Here is a 20,307-nt window from a genome sequence, read left to right on the forward strand (position 1 = left end):
CCAATAAGGTGCGGCTATGTTTTCCTAAATAATTTAGTGTATGCAAAACAGTAACAACTTATTTCCTGTTTTTTTAAAATTAGAAAACCTGCGATTGCTGATCGTTGGCGGCGGTTATGTGGGCATGGAAAAATTAGAGGCGGTACTCAGTAATTCGCCGGCAACAAAAATCACTATCGTTGCAACCCAGGTAAGTGATGCAATAAAAAATGTGGCTGCGCAATATCCAAATATCAGCTTAGTGGAAAAACCATACCATATTGATGACCTTAGTGGCCATGATATCATTATTGCTGCCATCAACGATCCTGTTGTAAGCAGGCAGGTTGCTGAAGATGCCAAAAGCAAAAAGATATTAGTGAATGCAGCGGATAAACCGGAGCTATGTGATTTCTATTTAAGCTCAGTGGTAAAAAAAGGGAATTTAAAAATTGCTATCAGCACCAATGGCAAATCACCCACCATTGCAAAAAGGGTAAAAGAGGTTTTAAATGAGACCTTGCCGGATGAAATAGATGCGTTATTAGACAATATGCAGAATATCCGCAATAAAATGAGTGGCGATTTCACCGAAAAAGTAAAACAGCTTAACGAGCTTACCAGGGGCCTTACGGATAAAAAGTAATTTTTTTGTAATAATAGTCCACTAATTTGATAGATTAATATTTTTGCTTACTTTTACACTTCATCATTTTCTGGCCCAGCCATATCATTTACAGCAGCAGTACACATGTCTAACCATACACCGGAAGAAACAATAGAAGAGATCACCCTTTCCAAAGAAGTGGTGGCAGCAGAACAGGAACTTTCTTCTTCCAGGAGAAAAGTGATCAATAAATACATGGTGGCGATATTTATTATTTTGCTGCTACTGCTATCTACCTATCTTTTTTTATCTGCTGAACAGCTGACTGATCTGCAATTGACATTGCAACAGGATCATTACCGGTTTTACTGGATGCTTTTGGTAGGTTTTGGCGCAGAGATCGTTGCTGGTTCCATGGGCATGGGCTATGGCGTTATCTGTACTTCCTTGCTGTTAATATTAAATGTGCCCCCACCTGTAGTAAGTGCCAGTATACATTCTGCCGAAGCATTTACCAGTGCTGCAGGCTCTTTCAGTCATTGGCAACTGGGCAACGTAAATAAAAAACTGGTAAAAGCACTGGCCATTCCAGCAATTATCGGCGCAGTAATTGGCGCCTTGTTATTAACTTATGTGGGAGAAAAATATGCCAAGGTTACCAAACCTTTTATTGCTGCATATACTATTTACCTGGGCATAAAAATTTTACAGAATGCTTTTAAAAAGAAAACCATCAACCAGCAAAAGAAAAAAAGCAATATCACTGTACTGGGTTTAATTGGTGGCTTTATCGATTCTTTTGGTGGTGGTGGCTGGGGCCCGCTGGTTACCGGTACATTTATAAAAAATGGCCATACCCCAAGGTTTGTAATCGGCAGTTCAACTGTTGCAAAATGTATCCTTACTGTAGCCAGTGCAGTCACTTTTATTTTTACCATTGGCATCTCACACTGGAATGTTGTGGCAGGTTTGCTCATTGGAGGTATTGTTACGGCGCCATTTTCTGCTATGCTCACTGCAAAATTGCCCACAAAAAAAATGTTTGTTGCAGTAGGTGTGGTAGTAATCATTTGCGGATTGATTACCATTTACAGGGCGATATTTTTAAAGTAGTAACAAAGAAGCGCTTTGCTCCTTATACAAATTTGTCAGACGATCTTTTATTGCTGAAATGAATTCCAACTACATATCACTATAGAGTTTTTATTGAATTGTAGATTGGTGCAGTTTATAAAATACTATCATGCAACCAAAACCTTCCTACTCCTTATCATCATTGGTAAAATATTTTCTAAAACTAGGCAGTACCGGCTTTGGTGGCCCCGTAGCATTAGTAGGTTACATGCATAAAGATTTAGTAGAAAATAAAAAATGGATCTCAGAAGACGAATATAAACAAGGCCTTGCTTTAGCACAATTAGCACCGGGACCATTAGCAGCTCAATTAGGCATTTATTTAGGTTTTGTGCATTACCGTATCTTAGGTGCAACTTTAGTAGGACTGGCATTTGTATTACCTTCTTTCATCATGGTGGTATTGTTGGGTATTGCCTATAAACTATTTGGCGGCCTGCGCTGGATGAATGCTGTATTTTATGGTGTGGGTGCTGCGGTGATCGGCATTATCATCATGAGTTCTTATAAACTTACTATAAAATCAATCGGCAAATTCAACCTGCATTCTTTTAAAACAAACTGGTTATTATGGTTATTTTTTGTTGCTGCCGCTGTGATAACTTTCGTCACTGAAAATGAAAACATTTTATTGTTTATTGGTGCCGGGTTATTGTACATGCTGGTAAAAGCGCCTCCCGGATTTTCTGCGGGTAAATTAGCTAACTCATTCGTATTACTGCAAATCGGCTTTTGGGATTTTCAATTTTCCACCTTGCAGAAGATTGCTGTCTTCTTTACCAAAGCCGGCGCTTTTGTTTTTGGCAGCGGCCTTGCCATTGTACCTTTTTTGCATAGCGGCGTGGTTACCGAAAATCATTGGCTTACCGAACAACAGTTTATTGATGCTGTTGCCGTTGCCATGATCACTCCCGGGCCGGTAGTAATTACAGTTGGTTTTATTGGTTATCTTATTGCCGGTTTTCCGGGAGCTTGCGTAGCAGCACTGGCCACTTTTTTACCTTGCTATTTATTCACCGTTATCCCTGCCCCGTATTTTCATAAAATTGCAAAGAATAAACCGGTAAAAGCATTTGTGGAAGGTATCACCGCAGCTGTGGTTGGGGCGTTGGCGGGAGCTGTATTTGTTATTGCAGGAAGAAGTATTTTTATTGGTGCTTCAACAACTGCAGATATACCAACTATTTTGATTGCAACAGCAACCGTATTTTCCTTAATTTACATTAAGAAACTACAGGAGCCCTATATCATTCTTGTAGCTGCAATTATTGGTATTATTTTAAAACTAGCTATATGAACAGGAAAAGTTTTTTAAAAGCAGGCGCTATTACCGGCGCTGCCGGTTTATTGGGTAGCACTAACGCCTTTGCAAAAAATTTAACTGATAACGATATTGATAAATTAGTGGATGCCAATGGCAATTACATCATGCAGCCACTACCTTACAACGAAAATTTTTTAGAGCCCTATATGGATGCCGAAACCATGCACCTGCATTATACTTTTCATCACGGTGGTGCAGTAAAGGGGGCTAATAAAGATCTGCAAATGATAAAGAAAGCCATGGATGACAATAACCTGGAAACAGTAGATTACTGGACAAAAAAATTATCTTATCATTTTTCCTCTCATGTATTGCATTCCATTTTCTGGACCAATCTCACCAATAAAAAAACTGATCCCAATGGCGACCTGCTAAAGCGCATAGAAAAAAATTTTGGCAGTTATGATAAATTAAAAGGCCTGATAGCCGAAACATCAAAAAATGTAGACGGCAATGGCTGGGGCATTCTGGCTTACCAGCCTTACAGCGACAGCCTTACTGTTTTACAATGCGAAAACCACGAAAAACTTACACAATGGGGTGCTATACCACTATTGGTAATTGATGTGTGGGAACATGCCTATTATTTAAAATACAAAAATAAACGCACCGATTTTGTTGATGCACTTTTTAATATCATCAACTGGGATAATGCTGCACAGCGTTTAAATACTGCTATTAAAATAACAAAGTAATCTTATTTTTTCTGCTATTTTCATTAGTGAAAATATTTTCAAAATTAAAGTCTATAATTTTGGTGGACTAATAAAAATCCCCTTATCTTTGCAATCAAATAAATATTTTGATGAAACAGACTGACTTTACTATGCATGCACTTCCACCCCTGCACCGATGTTGCTATCGAATGCGATTCCGGATGATTTAAACTTTTTTATCCAATTAGTCTACTATTTTTATAGACTTTATTATCAACTTATATATCAAAACAACATGCAATGAGCCCGAAGACTGTTCACCGAAAAGCATAGTTATCCAGGCAAATTACATGCAACCAAAACCAATAAAATGAACATGAAAAAAATTATAGCATTTCTATTTACAGCATTGCCGCTCTTTACCATAGCTCAATTGAACGGTGCTTTAATTTTAAGCGGCCGTGTGGTGGGCGAAAACCACGAGGGTCTTGCAGGGGCAAGTGTAGCAATAAAAGGTACTTCCATTGGCACCAGCAGCGATTCTACCGGTAAATTCTCCCTGGTGATCAACCAGAAATTGCCTTTTACTATTGTTATCTCTTCCATCGGTTTTGCACCGCAGGAGCTGGAAGTAAAAAGTACCAATACCAAACTGGCGATCCAATTAACCAGTCAGACTTTTTTAGCCAATGAGGTGGTGGTAACCGCAAGCCGTACTTCAGAAAAAATACTAAAATCACCCGTAAGCATTGAAAAGCTTGACCTGAAAGCATTGAAAGAAACACCTGCGGCATCTTTTTATGATGCATTAGGTAATGTAAAAGGTGTACAGCTTACCACCTCCTCAATAACATTTAAAGTACCCAATACAAGAGGCTTTAATATTCCCAATAACTTTCGTTTTATGCAACTGGTGGATGGGATAGATATGCAGGCGGCAACATTGGGTGTGCCATTAGGTAATGCTATTGGCCCCACTGAATTAGATATTCAAAGCATTGAAGTAACACCTGGCGCCGCATCGGCTTTATATGGCATGAATGCTATTAACGGTATGGCGAACCTGATTACAAAAAATCCATTTACCACGCAGGGATTAAGCGTATTTCAACGCACCGGTGTAAACCATGTTGATGGTACAGACCACAGTACAAGCTTATTAACCGAAACGGCATTCCGTTATGCCAAAGCTTTTAAAAATAAATTTGCATTTAAAATAAACGGCAGCTATTTACAAGGCGTTGACTGGATATCCAATACACAAACCGACCAAAATCCTAATAACAAAAATACTGCTAACCCTGCCTACCCTTCACTTGATGGCGCCGGCAATATTGCATTTGATGGCTGGAATAAATATGGTGATGATGCCTTGGCAGGAAGCAACACGGTTTCTGTAACAGGATTAAACATTGATGGCACCGCCAACAGGACACTAACGGTTGCCCGTACCGGCTATTGGGAAAAAGACCTGGTTGATCCCAAAGTAGACAACCTGAAATTTGATGCCGCACTCGTTTATAAATTTACCAAAAACACACAGCTCACTTATACCTATCGCATTGGCAAAATGGATGGTGTTTTTCAAAGAGGCAATAAAGTAAAACTGGATAATGTTGTGGTGCAAAATCATCAACTGGAATTAAAAGGTAAAGGTTTTACCATTAAAGCTTACACCACCAATGAAAACACCGGCGATTCTTACAACGTAAAACCATTGGCAGATAATTTAGATCTGTATACCGGGGGGAGCGCAAGCGTATGGGGCGCTAAATATAAGGCGGCCTTAAATGGTTACGCAGTTGATCATGGCGGAAGCTTAACCTCTGCTAATCTTGCAGCAGCAACAGCGTATGCCCGCCAGCAGGCCGACCTGGGCCGTGTGGAACCGGGCACTCAAAGATTCAATATTGTAAAAGATTCCATAATTAAAATTAACAACTGGGATATTAAATCCAGTACTATCCCAAATGCACCTGTAACCGGTGGTGCAGCATTAATTCAAAAAAGTAATTTGTATCATATCGAAGGTCAGTTAGACCTTACCCAACAGGTAAAGTATTTTAATTTACTGGTAGGTGGCGACGCCCGTTTGTATGCACTGATACCGGATGGCAATAATTTTGTTGACTTCACCCGCCCGATCGCAGAAAGAAATACGGTTTTACCGGATGGTACTTTTGGAAAAGACACCTACTATAAAAAGATCGGCGGTTTTGTACAGGCCACTAAAACTTTCTTCAACGAAAAATTAAAATTATGGGGATCACTGCGTGCGGATTACAATCCTGAATTTACTGCTAAACTAACCCCACGCATAGCTGCAGTTTATACTGCCAATGAAAGGCATAATTTCAGGTTTACTTTTCAGCAAGGCTATCGCTTCCCTGCTTTATTTGAAGCTTTGTCTTATGTAAATAACGGCAGGGTAAAGCGTGTGGGCATCTTACCCGTTATCAACGAAGGTTTAGGTTACAGGGAAAACAGTTACACACAATCCTCTGTTGCCGTATTTAATGCAGCGGTAAAGGCTGCCGGCAATACAGATGCTGCAGCAATAGCCAACAAAAATTTATTGCAGGTGGCAAATTTACCTGATGGCCGTCCCGAAGGTATCAACTCTTATGAAGTAGGTTATAAAGCTGTACTGGATAACAATAAAGTATTTATTGATGTAGATGCCTATGCCAATATTTATGATGGTTTTCTCGGACAGGTACAGGTATATGTTCCCATTGGAGAAACTGTTGGTTCAGATGCGGCAACCATTGCCATGATAGACAGGAACAGGGATGCCACCACTGCAAGCGGTGGTAATGCAGCCAGCAAAGGCCAGGAGCGGTACCGGGTATACACCAATGCAAAAAACAAATACACTACTTATGGTTCTTCGTTAGGTGTAACGTATAATTTTTATAAAACCTTTACCATCTCCGGTAATGTTAACTACAATAATATCAAAGGCAACAGTACACCTGATCTGTTTGTAACCGGTTTTAATACACCAAAGTTTACCAGTAACATTTCTTTTGGTAACAGGGCCATTACAAGAAATATCGGTTTTAATATTGTATGGAAATGGCAGGATAGTTTCTTATGGGAAAGTCCGCTGGTAACAGGCAATGTTGAGGCCATTAATAATATTGATGCCCAGGTGACTTATCGTTTACCTAAAATAAAATCTACCATAAAATTAGGCGGCACCGATATTTTAAACAACAGGCATATTCAATATGCAGGTGGCCCAACCATTGGTGCTTTATATTATGCCGCCATTACTGTTGATGGTTTATTAAACAAATAAAACACTAACCTTTTTTCATATAGCATAGCAAGCAATCGTTAAAGCGCCCTTATTCTTAAGGGGGCTTTACTTACAGCCCCGTAGCCAAGCGGACAGGCCAGGATCTGCAAAATCTTTTACGTTGGTTCGAATCCAACCGGGGCGTCAAATTGTAGCCGGAAGCTCCGGCTTCCGGTAAATTGAAAAAGTATTAAAAATAAAACCTGGAAGCCGGAGCTTCCAGGTACAACACACTAAACTAAAACGATTATTTAGAGCATAGCACAATCGTTAACCGGCAATCCTATTCTTAGGAATGCCCTTACACAGCTCTGGCCGTAGGAGGCTGAGTGATCTCATAAATCACAGAGGGTGGTTCGAATCCACTCAGAGCGTCAAAATTTACCCGGAAGCACCTTGCAGGAGTTGTTTAGAACAGCCTCCTGCAAATTAAAAAAGGATTAAAAAAACATAGATTCACTTACAAAGAAATAATTTGCAGTTCAACAAAACAATAGCATTGATGAAAAGAAGATTATTGGCTTTTAAAATTTATGTGTGCTGTGCCGCATTATTTTTTTGTAATCACAGTACCGCACAAACCAAACAAACTGAAAAATTAAACCAGGTATGGCTGGGTTATTTTAATCAAACACGTTTTAGTAATAAGCTTGGTTTGTGGACAGATCTGCATTTAAGAACCAAAGAAGATTTTGTAAATAATTTTTCGCAGAGCATTATAAGATTGGGCTTGACTTATTATATCAATGATGCTACAAAATTCACCCTGGGTTATGCTTATGTAACCAATTATCCCGGTGATAATCATAAACAAATATCACAGGCAGAACACCGCCCCTGGCAACAAATTCAATGGCATACCAAATATGGTAAAAAAAGAATGATGCAGTGGTTCAGGCTGGAAGAAAAATACAAGCGCAAAATCTTAAATGATTCCACTTTAGCCGATGGTTATGGTTTTGGCTGGAAGCTGCGTTATAACTTCTGGTACGAAATACCGCTGAGTAGCAAAGCTGTGGTACCAAAAGCCTGGTCGTTCATAACAAATGATGAAGTACATATTAATTTCGGCAAACAAATTGTAAATAATTATTTTGATCAGAATCGTTTCTTTCTCGGTTTAAAATACCAGGTAAATGAAACCAGCAACCTGCAATTTGGATATATGAATGTATTTCAGCAATTAGCTGCAGGCAATAAATATAAAAGTATTAATGCAGCAAGAGTATTCTTCTTTCAGAACATTGATGCCAGGAATAAGAAGCCGTAATAGTAATTCAACAATTTGTACTTAACTTAGAAAACAAAAAATAACAGTATGGAAAAAATATATTTAAGCGACGCAGGCCCAAAAGTTTCTCCCGCCATTTACGGTTTCTGGAGGTGGAGTGCAGAAGTAGATAATACCGCTGCCACAATGGAAAAAATTGTGAACCTCTGTTTGGAATTAGGCATCAATACCTTTGATCATGCCGATGTATATGGCTCCTGGAAAAGCGAAGAAGTATTTGGAAAAGTACTGGCGCAGAAATCTTTTAAAAGAGAAGATATTGTATTGTTTACCAAATGCGGATTGAATATCCCTAATCCGGGTAATCCCGATATCCGTATCAAGCATTACAATACGTCAAAAGAACATATCCTGCAAAGCGTTGATAATTCTTTACGGAAATTGAAAACTGATTACATTGATATTTTTCTTTTAGATCATTTAGATCCCATTTCAAATTTGGAAGAAACCGCTTTACAACTAGATCAATTGAGAAGCTCTGGTAAAATAAAAAATATCGGCGTAGCTAACTTTACAGTTTTTCAGCACCAGTTATTAGCCTCTTATTTAAGAACACCTATTGTAACCAATCATATCGAATTAAATTTATTGAATACTGTTGCATTGGATAACGGGCAACTGGATTATATCAAGCAGAAATACATGCGTCCCCTGGTTTCTGCACCGCTGGCCGGCGGCAGAATTGAAACAGGCACAGATAAATTGGCCATAAGGGTACAACAAAAACTGGAGGATATCGGTAAAAAATATGATGCCAATGTAGAATCTACTGCTGTTGCCTGGTTAATAAAATTAGGTGCACTCCCTATCATTGGTACTACTAATGAACAGCGGATAAGAAATATCGTCAATGCTTTTTCTATTGACCTCGATCGCCAGGACTGGTACGAGTTATACGCCGCTTCCAAAGGCGAATAATTATTTTGCTTTAGATTAAAAATGGATTAAATTTTTATTATAAAAACTAAATTGTTAAAACTGTATTTAAATAGTCTATAATTTTGATAGACTATTTAAATTACCTACATTTACAGCAGTATTATTTTTTTCTGATCATGATTTTATCCTATAACAATATGCAGCAGCTTTTACCATCCATTATAGAAGGGAAAGTGATTTGCAACACCAATATTCCTGTAGGAGGAGCACAGGTATACTTTGTTCCAAGAATTGAGGAAACGATCACCACCGAAGAAGGAGAATTTAAAATTGCTACCTGGATGCCATTGCCCATCACCTTAATTGTTTGCCATAAAAATTACGAGAGTTATAAACTAACCATTTCCAGTACCACACAAAAGCTTGTTATTAAATTAAAGGAAAAATAAAATTCATCGCATGCACCTCAACATCCTTGGTTTTGCCATCCCTTTATTTGTAGGTTTTATTTTGCTGGAATACAGTATTGCAAAAAAGAAAGGCCTCCATTATTTTAACCTGCATAATTCTATTGCCAATATCAGTATTGGCATTGCCGAAAGGCTGGCTGATGTTTTTGTAGCCGGTGTATTTTATTTTGTGTACGATACCGTGCAGAAAAAATACGGGCTCTTTCACATTCAGTCCGGCGTATTCGTGTGGATACTTTTATTTATTGCTACTGATTTTATCTGGTATTGGTATCATCGCCTGGGGCATGAGATCAATCTTTTCTGGATGGCGCATATTGTACACCACCAGAGCGAAGATTATAATTTAACCGTATCGGCACGTATCACAGTATTGCAAGCTATTTTTCGTCATGGCTTTTGGCTGGTATTACCTTTGTTAGGTTTTAATGCAGGCATGATAACCGCCATACTCCTCGTGCATGGCCTCTACCCTTTTTTTATTCATACCCGTTTGATAGGAAAGCTTGGTATTTTAGAATATATTTTAGTAACACCTTCGCATCATCGGGTACATCATGCCTGCAATGAAAAATACCTTGATAAAAATTATGGCGATGTACTCATCATCTGGGATAAACTCTTTGGCACTTTTGTAAAGGAAGAAGAAGAACCTGTTTATGGCCTCACCAAGCCTTTAAATACGTATAGTTTTCTCTGGCAGCATTTTCATTTTTTTATTGAACTGTGGCTGGCGATAAAAAATGCCTATGGCTTTAAAGAAAAAATAAAAATCTTATTTGGAAAGCCGGATAAAGTAGATCCGGCATTACGTAAAAAAGCTCAAGCGATCTTTAATATACACCAGAACCAGGTTTCCATTGATAAACCCTTGAATAAATATGTGGTTTGGCAAATGATCGTTTTACTCATCAGCCTTTCCATTTTTATTTTACTGGAGCAGTATGCTTCGCTAAATATTAAAATTGCTTTTGCCTTAGTAACTGTATTAACACTGATCAACTGTGGTGCTATCATGGAACAAAAACGCTGGGTATTTTATATGGAATATATCAGGCTGGCTGTTTTATTTTATTTACCTTTTTATTCTGCCAGTTACTGGCAAATAAAAACAGCAGTTATCATTTTTGTGCTGGCGATGATCATTTCGTATTACAATACGTTGCAAAAAAATTATTACAGGTATGTATTAAAATAGTACCTGGAAGCTCCGCTTCCAGGCACAGCCGTGTGACCGAGCTGGACAGGTATTGGTCTGCAAAACCTTTTTACGGTGGTTCGAATCCACCCACGGCGTCAGGTACACTAAAATTATTAGTTCGGTTCAGTCATTTAAAAACTAAAAAACAGCATTCACAATTTTAAAATTAAATTTTCCTGAACCCGTTTTTATCTTCACCCTTCCATTTTCCACACCTGCATCTGATAGTCCATTGGCATGGGTAACAGGCTTATTATCTTCCGTGATATTTTTCATTTCCTTCGATGGCAAATAGATCATTGCTGTTGTATTAGCAGGAATCTCCACATATAATTCAAAAACATTCCCATTCTTTTTCCACCGGCTCACAATATTACCATATACGGTCTGGTGATTAGCATTTACATAAGTGATATCACCAACAACTTCAGGTTTAATCACAATTTGTTTATAGCCTATATCATTTGCAGCCTGTTGTATTCCTCCCAGCCCTTCGTAAAACCATTGCATAATATGGCCCAGCATCAAATGATTATTGGATACTTCTGCCAATGCAGCCCAGGATTCAGTTAAAGCTGTAGCGCCTTTTTTTAGCTGGTAACCATAACCGGCCACATCATCCCTGTAATTCATATCAAAAATCAATTGCGACGCATTGCCTTCATGCAATGCCTGTATTAAAAAATGAAAACCAATATCACCAGCGGTTAATTTTTTTCCGGATGCAATGATTGAATCCACCATATTTTTCATCACCGCTGCTTTATCTTTAGTGGCTACCAATCCAACACATAAAGGCATCGCCATCGCCGTCTGGCTGCCGGTGGAATATACTTTTGTTGCAGCATTAAAAAATTTATTGGTAAATGCCATATTAATTTCTTCCCCCATTTTTTTATACAGCACAGCATCAGCATTATTTTTTATTACAGCCGCTATCTGCGATAATAACTGCACATCATAAAAATAAATGGCCGTTGCTGTTAAAGCCTTCGGCGTAAGCTGTGCCACACCCGGAGGCTTAGGCCCGTAATCATACCAGTCACCCAACCCAAAATCTAAAATATTACCGGCAGATTTATTTTTTAAATACGCCACATATTTTTTCATCATGGGATAAGCCGTTTTTAAAATCGCCTCATCTCCATACCATTTGTACAATAGCCAGGGCACAATTACCGAAGCACTTCCCCATTCCGGCGAATCACGAAAGCCAAAACCATTATCATCAAAGAAAACAAACTCCGGTGCAATATCAGGAACCAGGCCTTCTGCTGTTTGTGCTTCCATCATATCATACACCAGTTTTTTATAGAGATGGTATACATCATAGTTGGCATTGATTGAACCGCCCATTAAATAATCCTGTTCCAGCCAGCTTAATTTTTCCCTGTGCGGACAATCTGTTACCACACTTTGTAAATTACTTTTAATAGCCCATTGAATTAAACGATTGATATCGTTGAATAATTTATTGGAACATTCAAATGATCCGTTTGATGCAGCTGAATTACCGGTGTGCAAAGCACTAAGGCTGATGATTGTTGCAAAATCTCCGGCACCAGCAGCAGTATCAGGCGCAGCGCCTTCTACCTGTACATACCTGAAACCGGTGTAAGTAAAACGTGGACGCCAGGTTTCCACCCCATCGCCTTTTAACGTGTAGGAATAATAGTAAGGCCTCCCCGTTGCATTCTGATTGATGATCTTAGTACTGTGTATTAATTCACCGGGGTATAATTTTACTACCTGTCCTTTTTTACCCTGTACTTTCAATTCAATTATCCCCGAAAGATTTTGTGCAAAGTCGAAGAGGTACACACTGTCCTTTGGTTTAATTACAGTTTGTACATTTAAAACAGCATTTACTTTTATGGCATTGTCCATCTCAGCTTCCAGTACTCCTTTTGGCGGAGTCACTGCTATTGCTTGTTTCCAACCGCTATCATTAAAGTTTTTTTCATCCCATCCTTTCTGTTCCAGGTTAGCATCATAATCTTCGCCACCATAAATACTGCAGAAAGTAATCGGTGATGGTATTGTCTTCCATGATTGATCGCTCACCACAATTGCAGTTGATCCATCAGTGTAGGTCAGCACCATTTTACAGATGATTTTTGGATAACCATAAGCTACTGCCAGTTTGATATACCTTTCCCTGCTGATATTATAGAATCCGTTACCAACAATTGCACCAATAACATTATCGCCTTTCTTTACAATATTGGTGACATCATAAATATTGTACAATACTTTTTTGTCGTAATTGGTCCAGCCCGGCGCTAAAAAACTATTACCAATTCTTTCCCCATTAATACTCAATTCATATTGTCCTAACCCGCTTACATAAACAGTTGCACCAGTAACTTCTTTTTCTGCTGTAAATGATTTTCTGAATAAGGGCACAATACTTCTTTGCTTTAATTTATTGGGACCTAATTTTTTTTTGATATCCGGGCTATGAACACCGGGCACCGTTAATAGTGAATCGGGCAATGCTTCATAGCCGATCCATTCTGCATTGCTCCAATCATTGGCCGTGAATAATCCGGTAGCGAAATTTGCAGCCTCACTCCATGCCATGTTATTTTTATTATCCCACACCTGTACCTTCCAATAATATTTTGTTGCGGCATTTATCTTTTTGCCCTTAAATAAAATTTGTATTGATTGATTACTGGCTACTTTTTTGGAATCCCATATATTCCCCGTATTTTTCTGAAGTAATTCAAGTTTATCCGACACCAGTATCCTGTAACCGGTTTGTAATACATTTCTTTGTTGAGATTGCAACTGCCAGTTGAATTGTGGTATGGCTGTATTAATGCCCGTGGGATTTACTTTATGTTCACATTGCAGATCAGTGATGGCCAGTTGCTGGCCAAAACTTTTACCCACCAATAATAGCATCAAAATAAAAACAAGATTTTTTTTCATACAGCGATATTAAGCAGCTTTAAAAATACCTTTTTAAAAGCGTAAACTATCATGTGCCACCCTGCAAAAAACGGGATACAGGCACACGGATGAAACAGGTTTGACAGATGTACAGGATTATCTAAACAATCCAGATTTTGCTGCGAAGCAGCATAAAATCCCTACCCGTCTCATCCGTGTTCCAATCTTCTCTAAGCAAACAACTATCCGGCTATTTTAATAAGTGCTGCTGACCTCCAAAAAGGTAGCCCCCGTAAAAACGGGGGCTGTTTACCAAAACTAACTGCATATATGAAAAATACTGAGTTATCACCCTCAGTATAAAACACCCGGATTAAACATTGTCCCAAACAGGTTCCATTAAATAGAAACTGTAAGGTTCAAGGATAAAATACTCATGATCAAATCCCACCTGGTGGTATTCAGCTTTCCAATGATCATATAACTTTTCTGACACCTGCCCATGTTGTTTAAAAGCAAACCAGGTTAAGAAGGCAGGCTCTCCTGTAAAATTATAAATACAGTACAACTTGCTTTCGTTATGCGTACGCAGGTAACCTGCCACATGTATATTGTGTGGTTGCAACCAGGTTAAATTTTTATAATCGCTTACCACTTCTAACTTTTTCCTGATGCTGATCAATTGCTGTGTACCGGAAAAAACTTTTTGTTCTATTGTACCTGCCTCATCTGCTTTTGCGTTTTTGCGCCAGTCAATTACAGGGCGATGCATCCAGCGGTTATCATAACTTTTGCCGGCATCATTTAAATAACTGTAATCGTTGGTGTAGCCAACTTCGTCTCCGTAAAATAACATCGGTACACCGCCAATAAAAAAACTATGCGCCTGCATCAGCAGTATTTTCCTGATTGCAATATCAATGCCAATAGCATCATTATTATCAATCGCCTTTTCTAATCCGCAAAGCGATGCCAGGGAACCACTGATACGGGCATCCTGTGTTTTTGGATTTACGGAAAATAAAGCACCCCTTGCCGGAGATAATTCATGCACACCGGAATAATATTCTTTTAAAAACTTACGGTGTTCATAAGCATTGTAGCCGGCGTACTGTATCATATAATCGTCATAACCTAATCCAATATCATCATGGCATCTTGTGTACGTGATCCACGATGTGCCAAAAGGTTTTTGTAAAATTTCATGTTGAGCTGCCAGCATCACCCTTGTATCGCCTGTTGCCAGGGCGTCCCATTGCAATGCCATGTGCGTAGCGTTATAAGCAAAATCACATTCTTTGGCGGCATATAAACCGGTGCCAAAATATTTCATGATCTCTTTAGGTGCTACTATCGCTTCGCCCAATAATGCCATACCGGGTGTTGCCACCTGCACACATTGTTTGATCAATCGTAAAATGGTATGTGCCTGCGGTAAATTCTGGCACGTAGTACCCGATTGTTTCCAGATGAATGCCGGTGCATCAATTCTTAAAATATCAACACCCAAATTGGCATAAAAGAAAATTGTATCCAGCATTTCAACAAACACCAGGGGGTTGCTGTAATTCAGGTCCCATTGGTAATTATGAAAGACCGTCATCACCCATTTATTACATTCTTCTACGTATGTAAAATTGCCGGGGGCCGTTTCAGGAAAAATATCCGGCATAGTTTTATCAAACTGATCAGGAATATCCCTGTCCTCATACATGTAAAAATAATCCTGGTATTTTTTCTCTCCTGCCCTTGCTTTTTGTGCCCATTCGTGTTTACTGGAAGTATGATTTAAAACAATGTCCAGCATCAGGTACATTTTCTCTGCACTCATTTTTTGCTGCACTGCTTTCAGCTCTTTCATGGTACCGAAACGTTCGGCTACTTTTCTAAAATCAGCAACGGCATAACCGCCATCGCTTTCACCTTCCGGACTTTCCATTACCGGCATCAGGTGTAAAAAATTTACACCCAGTTTTTTAAAATAATCCAGCTTATTGCCTAATGTGGCAAGGTTGCCGCAAAAACGATCTACATACAAACTCATGCCGGTGATCTCATTGCTTAAAAACCAATTGCCTTTTTTTTCTTTTTCCTCATCTCTTTCTTTTAATGCGGCAGGCCTTCCGGTGTAGGCTTTGGCCATGGTTTCAATCAATTGATTGAATAGCCTATCGCTATCCGGGTGTGCTTTATATAATTCGTAATACAAAAATTTTATAGCAGTGGCATTGGCAACAAAACGGGTATAAAACATATTGTCGGCATTGCCGATATCGATCTTCTTTTTACGAAGTACGGTGCTGATGGCTTTATGTAATTCCGGATCGTACACTTGGTTAGTTTAGAAGTTTAGTGGTTTAGGTTTTATTTAAAAATACTGTTGTTTAAATGTTTGAATGCTTCCATTGCACCCATGTATTCGCAGGTTCTGGCACCGGCTTTATTGGCATTCATCACAATTGCTTTCCATTGTGTTTCAGTCATGGCTTTTATCTGTGTCAGTGTTTTATCGCTTAATTGATACAACACCGCACCAACAAATGCATCACCGGCACCCGTGGTATCAACAGGCTTTACTTCAATGCTGGGGATGATAATTGTGGTGTTATTAAAACCCAGCATGGTACCCTCCTTACCCAATGTAATGGCAAACACGCCATCTGTTTTTTCCAATAAGATCGTAACGGCATCCGTTAATGTTGCAGCGCCTGTTATCAATATCGCTTCTTCATCACTCAGTTTAAAAAAATGACAGCAGTCTAAAAAATTCCACGATTGGTCAATAAAAGTCTGGGTATTATTTTTAAATAACAAATGCCTGTAGTTAGGGTCAAAGCTGATGAAAATATCTTTCGATAATGCTTTTTGTAATAAGCCCTGGTAAGCGGCCTGCAATGGCCCGGGTAAAAAACCTGTTGCTGAACCAAAATGAATAATAGAAAATTCATCCAGGTCAATCGCTTCCACTTCCTGCCTGCTTAATTGCCCGTCTGCACCGCGGTTAAAATAAAAATCCCTTTCGCCATTTTCCATCAGCGATACAAATGCAAACGTGGTAAAATAATGTTCATCCTGCAACATCCACCTGGTACTTACACCAAAATCATTCATCACTTCTACAAGGTGCTTTCCAAAAGGATCAACACCTACTTTGGCAGCTAACTCTACAGTACCGCCTAATGCTGCAATGGCCGCTGCTACATTGGTAGGTGCACCTCCGGCTTTCTTTAAAAAATTATTACCGTCAGATAATAAACTGCCCTTATCTGTACAGATCATATCTATTAAGGCTTCTCCTATGCAAAGTATTTTTTTCATAAAAAAAATTAATGACCGCCACCAACAGGCAATACTACATCATCAGTTGGTTTACCAGCTTTTATTAAAAGTGTTAGTGCTGCTGCAATTAATAAAAATACACCGGCAAATGAAATTGCATTTCTCGGATCATTATTTAAAAAATGTTTTAAGATAAAACCAAATGTGGTCGTTTGAATAAACATAGGTATCACGATCATCATGTTGATAATGCCCATGTACACGCCATACCTTTCTTTTGGAATTTTACTTACCACCATTAAATATGGAATGCCCATCATACTGGCCCAGCCAATACCAAAACCGGTGATGGCAGGAAAAAGAAAATACTTGTTTTCAATATGCGGAAAAACTAAAAAGCCAATACCTGCTAAAACCAAACAACCAAAATGCACCAGTTTGGGTGAATATTTTTTTGCAAACCAGACTAATCCGAAAGCACATAAAAAAGTAACGATATTATACCAGCCGTTTACTAATCCTGTCCAGCCCACTGCTTCTTCATATAACCTGGAATCCTGCTGTGGCGTGGTTTTCCATACAGACAATGCAATACTTTTAGAAGAATTCTGCCAGTAACAAAACAAAGCGTACCATTGAAATAAATATACCAGCGCCAGTTGCCACATCACCATCGGCATGTATTTGATTGCTTTTGCAATGTCAATAAATGGAGATAAAATATTCAACGGCTCTGCCTTCATTTTTTTCAATTCCTCTGCTGTGGGTGGAATTTCTGCAGTGGTTCTTGAACTCCACCATACTGAACCAATAGAACATACCGATCCCAATATAAAAGAAGCAAAAACCCAGGTAGGCAATTTGCCTGTTTTACCAATAAAGATCATTGGAAAAATAAACAATGAAACATTAGCTAATGTTTGTCCGAAGCCGGTAAAAAAACTTTGCGCCTGGAAACCTGTAGGCTGTTGTGAAGCATCTAATTTATCGGCAATAAAAGCACGGTAGGGTTCCATTGCTGTATTATTGCCTGCATCTAATAACCATAACAAACCTGCTGCCATCCATAATGAACTACTGAAAGGAAAAAGAAATAATGCAATACTGCATATCATGGCACCAATGAAAAAATAAGGTTTTCTACGGCCAATTTTTGGTATCCATGTTTTATCGCTCAGTGCACCAATAACAGGTTGGATCAATAAGCCTGTAAGCGGACCGGCTAAATTCAGCCACGGAATTTCATCCGGCCTGGCACCTAAAAAATCATAAATGGGATTAACAGCACTTTGTTGTAAACCAAAACTATACTGAATGCCAAAGAACCCCACATTCATATTGATAATTTGCCAGAAACTTAAGTGCGGTTTGGTAAAGGTCATTAGCAGCGTTTTGAATCGTTAGTATAAATGTAATCAAAACAAGCTGCCGTAAAAATCTGCAAACGTTTGTGGTGGATAAAGAATAGCAAAGTATCCTTGTATTTTTATGGCACTGCCCTTTAGAGCGGTGAAACATAAACATTTTACAAACGTGCTTTGGTCCAATACTGTAGTGCCAAAGCCCGGTGCCTTCCTGTTAAATGCATCCGGGCCTTAAAAGGCAGGGCAAATAAAACATCAGTTTAAGAATGACGGATTTATTTTTTAAACAAAGCCTTCAGTGCCAGGTACACGCCGTTCGTCCAGCCAAAACCGTCCTGTGAGGGATATTCGCCGCCGCCGGCTGCTGCGGTCAGATCTTCCACATTGTATTTCTCCATCATTTTGCCTGTGGCTGCATATACTTTATCATTTAAAGCCAGCCAGCGTGTGGCAATATCCTTTGCCAGTACTGTCTGCTTATAATTATTCAATCCGTTTACGGCTATCCATTGCAAAGGTGCCCAGCCATTGGGAGCGTCCCATTGCTGGCCGCTATTGTTAGTAGTGGTAACAAGGCCTCCGGGCTTTAATAAATATTTTGTTACCGTTGCAGCAGCTCCATTGGCCTGTGTGGTGGTTGCTATCTTTACAAACAAGGGAAACAAACCGGCGGCTGTAATATTTGCCTGCTGTGATTTTGTTACGGTATTGTAATCGTAAAAGAAATTGGTTTTTGCATTCCAGCAATATTTTATAATGGCTGTTTTCCTTTTGTTGGCAATACCGGTAAGTAGCTTTTGATTTTTCTTATCCTTATTTAAACCATAGATTTTTGCGAGGGTAGTTTCCAAATGATACAATAAACAATTTAAATCCACAGGAATAATATCGGTGGTTTGTATTGTGCTGATGTTTTGTTCATCTGCAAACCAGCGGCTGCTGAAATCCCAGCCACTCTCGGCACCCGAACGAAGATTTCTGCAAACGGAATTTCTTTTATCATCCAGTATTTTTTTCAATGCTTCAGGTGATGCCATCCTTATACGCATTGCCAGTTCATTAACCGCCTGCTCACTGAGTTCATAATCCTCTTTATAACTTTCCTGTCTTGGCACACTATCCTTGTCGTAATACCGGCTTAGTTGGCTGCCATCGGGCATGGTTACCATATGCCCCGCACCATCTTGTGTTTTACCTGTCCAGTAAGCATATTCTTTTTGCAATGGCGTAAAATATTTTCCATACACGCTATTGCCTTTAATGCCGGCCAGTAACTCCACCATCAAACTAAATACCGGTGGCTGGCTCCTGCTTAAATAATAAGTGCGGTTACCATTAGGAATGTGGCCGTACTGATAAATGAGGTAGGCAAAATTATCCACCATATTTTCTATCATGGCTGTTTGCCCGCTTTCCTTTAAACCCAGCAGGGTAAAATAACTATCCCAGTAATACACTTCCCTGAATCTGCCACCGGGTACAATATAAGGTTTGGGCAAAGGCAACAGAGAGGAACCTTCTGCCGCTTTATCTGCATCTCTTTGCAAATTACTCCACAGGTTTTTGATATGATTGGCCGCAACCGGTTCCTTCATGATATAATTAAAAGCCGGCGGTGGCGGAGGGGTATTAAAATTATCTGCTACAAATTTTTTCAGATCCAGGCCGGGGCCTTTTATCAAACCATAGTCATACATAATATCCCTCACTTTTCTTTTGGGTGTGCAATCCACAAATGTTTTACCATCCGGAAAAATTTTTGCCATTTGCACATCTACAAATAACTGGCCGTAAATTTTATCGGGTGCTGCCGGCTGTTGCGCCACACTATTTTTTACCAATAAAAATAACAGGGAGAGAATAAGCAACTGCTTCATACCTATTTTTTAATAGTACAAATTAGGGAAAACTAATGTAATGC

Annotated in this window: 14 protein-coding genes and 2 tRNA genes; 11 read left to right on the forward strand and 5 right to left on the reverse strand. The window is 39.1% G+C overall.

Annotated elements, in window-relative coordinates; genetic code table 11:
• The first annotated feature begins 40 nt into the window (after positions 1-40).
• The 11 genes from ACYVM0_RS15860 to ACYVM0_RS15910 all read left to right on the forward strand — a co-directional run bounded on the left by ACYVM0_RS15860 (position 41) and on the right by ACYVM0_RS15910 (position 10,941).
• Positions 41-625, forward strand: a complete 585-nt coding sequence (locus ACYVM0_RS15860) for a precorrin-2 dehydrogenase/sirohydrochlorin ferrochelatase family protein (RefSeq protein ID WP_460558424.1) — start codon at positions 41-43, stop codon at positions 623-625.
• 105 nt (positions 626-730) lie between these two features.
• The gene (locus tag ACYVM0_RS15865; protein ID WP_460558426.1) at positions 731-1,699 is read left to right on the forward strand and encodes a sulfite exporter TauE/SafE family protein; all 969 of its coding nucleotides are present in this window, start codon (positions 731-733) and stop codon (positions 1,697-1,699) included.
• A 130-nt stretch (positions 1,700-1,829) separates the two neighbouring features.
• Entirely contained in the window at positions 1,830-3,017 is a 1,188-nt protein-coding gene (locus tag ACYVM0_RS15870; RefSeq protein WP_460558428.1) for a chromate transporter, read from the forward strand.
• Complete coding sequence (locus ACYVM0_RS15875) at positions 3,014-3,739, forward strand: Fe-Mn family superoxide dismutase (RefSeq protein WP_460558430.1); 726 nt, start codon at positions 3,014-3,016, stop codon at positions 3,737-3,739. The genes ACYVM0_RS15870 and ACYVM0_RS15875 overlap by 4 nt, the downstream gene beginning before the upstream one ends.
• Positions 3,740-4,076: 337 nt before the next feature.
• Positions 4,077-7,004, forward strand: a complete 2,928-nt coding sequence (locus ACYVM0_RS15880; RefSeq protein WP_460558432.1) for a TonB-dependent receptor domain-containing protein — start codon at positions 4,077-4,079, stop codon at positions 7,002-7,004.
• Positions 7,005-7,078: 74 nt separating this feature from the next.
• Positions 7,079-7,149: transfer RNA gene (locus tag ACYVM0_RS15885), tRNA-Cys, on the forward strand.
• 357 nt (positions 7,150-7,506) lie between these two features.
• A complete protein-coding gene (locus ACYVM0_RS15890) occupies positions 7,507-8,274 on the forward strand; it encodes a DUF2490 domain-containing protein (protein WP_460558434.1) in 768 nt (255 codons plus the stop codon).
• Between the two features lie 48 nt (positions 8,275-8,322).
• The gene (locus ACYVM0_RS15895) at positions 8,323-9,213 is read left to right on the forward strand and encodes an aldo/keto reductase (protein ID WP_460558436.1); all 891 of its coding nucleotides are present in this window, start codon (positions 8,323-8,325) and stop codon (positions 9,211-9,213) included.
• Between the two features lie 158 nt (positions 9,214-9,371).
• Entirely contained in the window at positions 9,372-9,623 is a 252-nt protein-coding gene (locus tag ACYVM0_RS15900) for a carboxypeptidase-like regulatory domain-containing protein (protein ID WP_460558438.1), read from the forward strand.
• A gap of 10 nt (positions 9,624-9,633) precedes the next feature.
• Positions 9,634-10,842: a sterol desaturase family protein gene (locus ACYVM0_RS15905; RefSeq protein WP_460558440.1), complete on the forward strand. Its 1,209-nt coding sequence runs from the start codon at positions 9,634-9,636 to the stop codon at positions 10,840-10,842.
• A 26-nt stretch (positions 10,843-10,868) separates the two neighbouring features.
• A tRNA-Cys gene (locus tag ACYVM0_RS15910) sits at positions 10,869-10,941 on the forward strand.
• Between the two features lie 42 nt (positions 10,942-10,983).
• Here the strand turns inward: ACYVM0_RS15910 and ACYVM0_RS15915 are convergent.
• The 5 genes from ACYVM0_RS15915 to treF form a co-directional block, all read right to left on the reverse strand.
• A complete protein-coding gene (locus tag ACYVM0_RS15915; protein WP_460558442.1) occupies positions 10,984-13,782 on the reverse strand; it encodes a family 78 glycoside hydrolase catalytic domain in 2,799 nt (932 codons plus the stop codon).
• Between the two features lie 334 nt (positions 13,783-14,116).
• A complete protein-coding gene (locus ACYVM0_RS15920; protein ID WP_460558444.1) occupies positions 14,117-16,075 on the reverse strand; it encodes an amylosucrase in 1,959 nt (652 codons plus the stop codon).
• A 32-nt stretch (positions 16,076-16,107) separates the two neighbouring features.
• Positions 16,108-17,061: a carbohydrate kinase family protein gene (locus ACYVM0_RS15925; protein WP_460558446.1), complete on the reverse strand. Its 954-nt coding sequence runs from the start codon at positions 17,059-17,061 to the stop codon at positions 16,108-16,110.
• An 8-nt stretch (positions 17,062-17,069) separates the two neighbouring features.
• Entirely contained in the window at positions 17,070-18,404 is a 1,335-nt protein-coding gene (locus ACYVM0_RS15930; protein WP_460558448.1) for an MFS transporter, read from the reverse strand.
• 257 nt (positions 18,405-18,661) lie between these two features.
• Positions 18,662-20,263 (reverse strand): alpha,alpha-trehalase TreF, encoded by a 1,602-nt coding sequence (treF, locus tag ACYVM0_RS15935; protein ID WP_460558450.1) that lies wholly within the window; start codon positions 20,261-20,263, stop codon positions 18,662-18,664.
• Positions 20,264-20,307 lie beyond the last annotated feature (44 nt).

It is taken from the genome of Ferruginibacter profundus, from assembly GCF_054783275.1.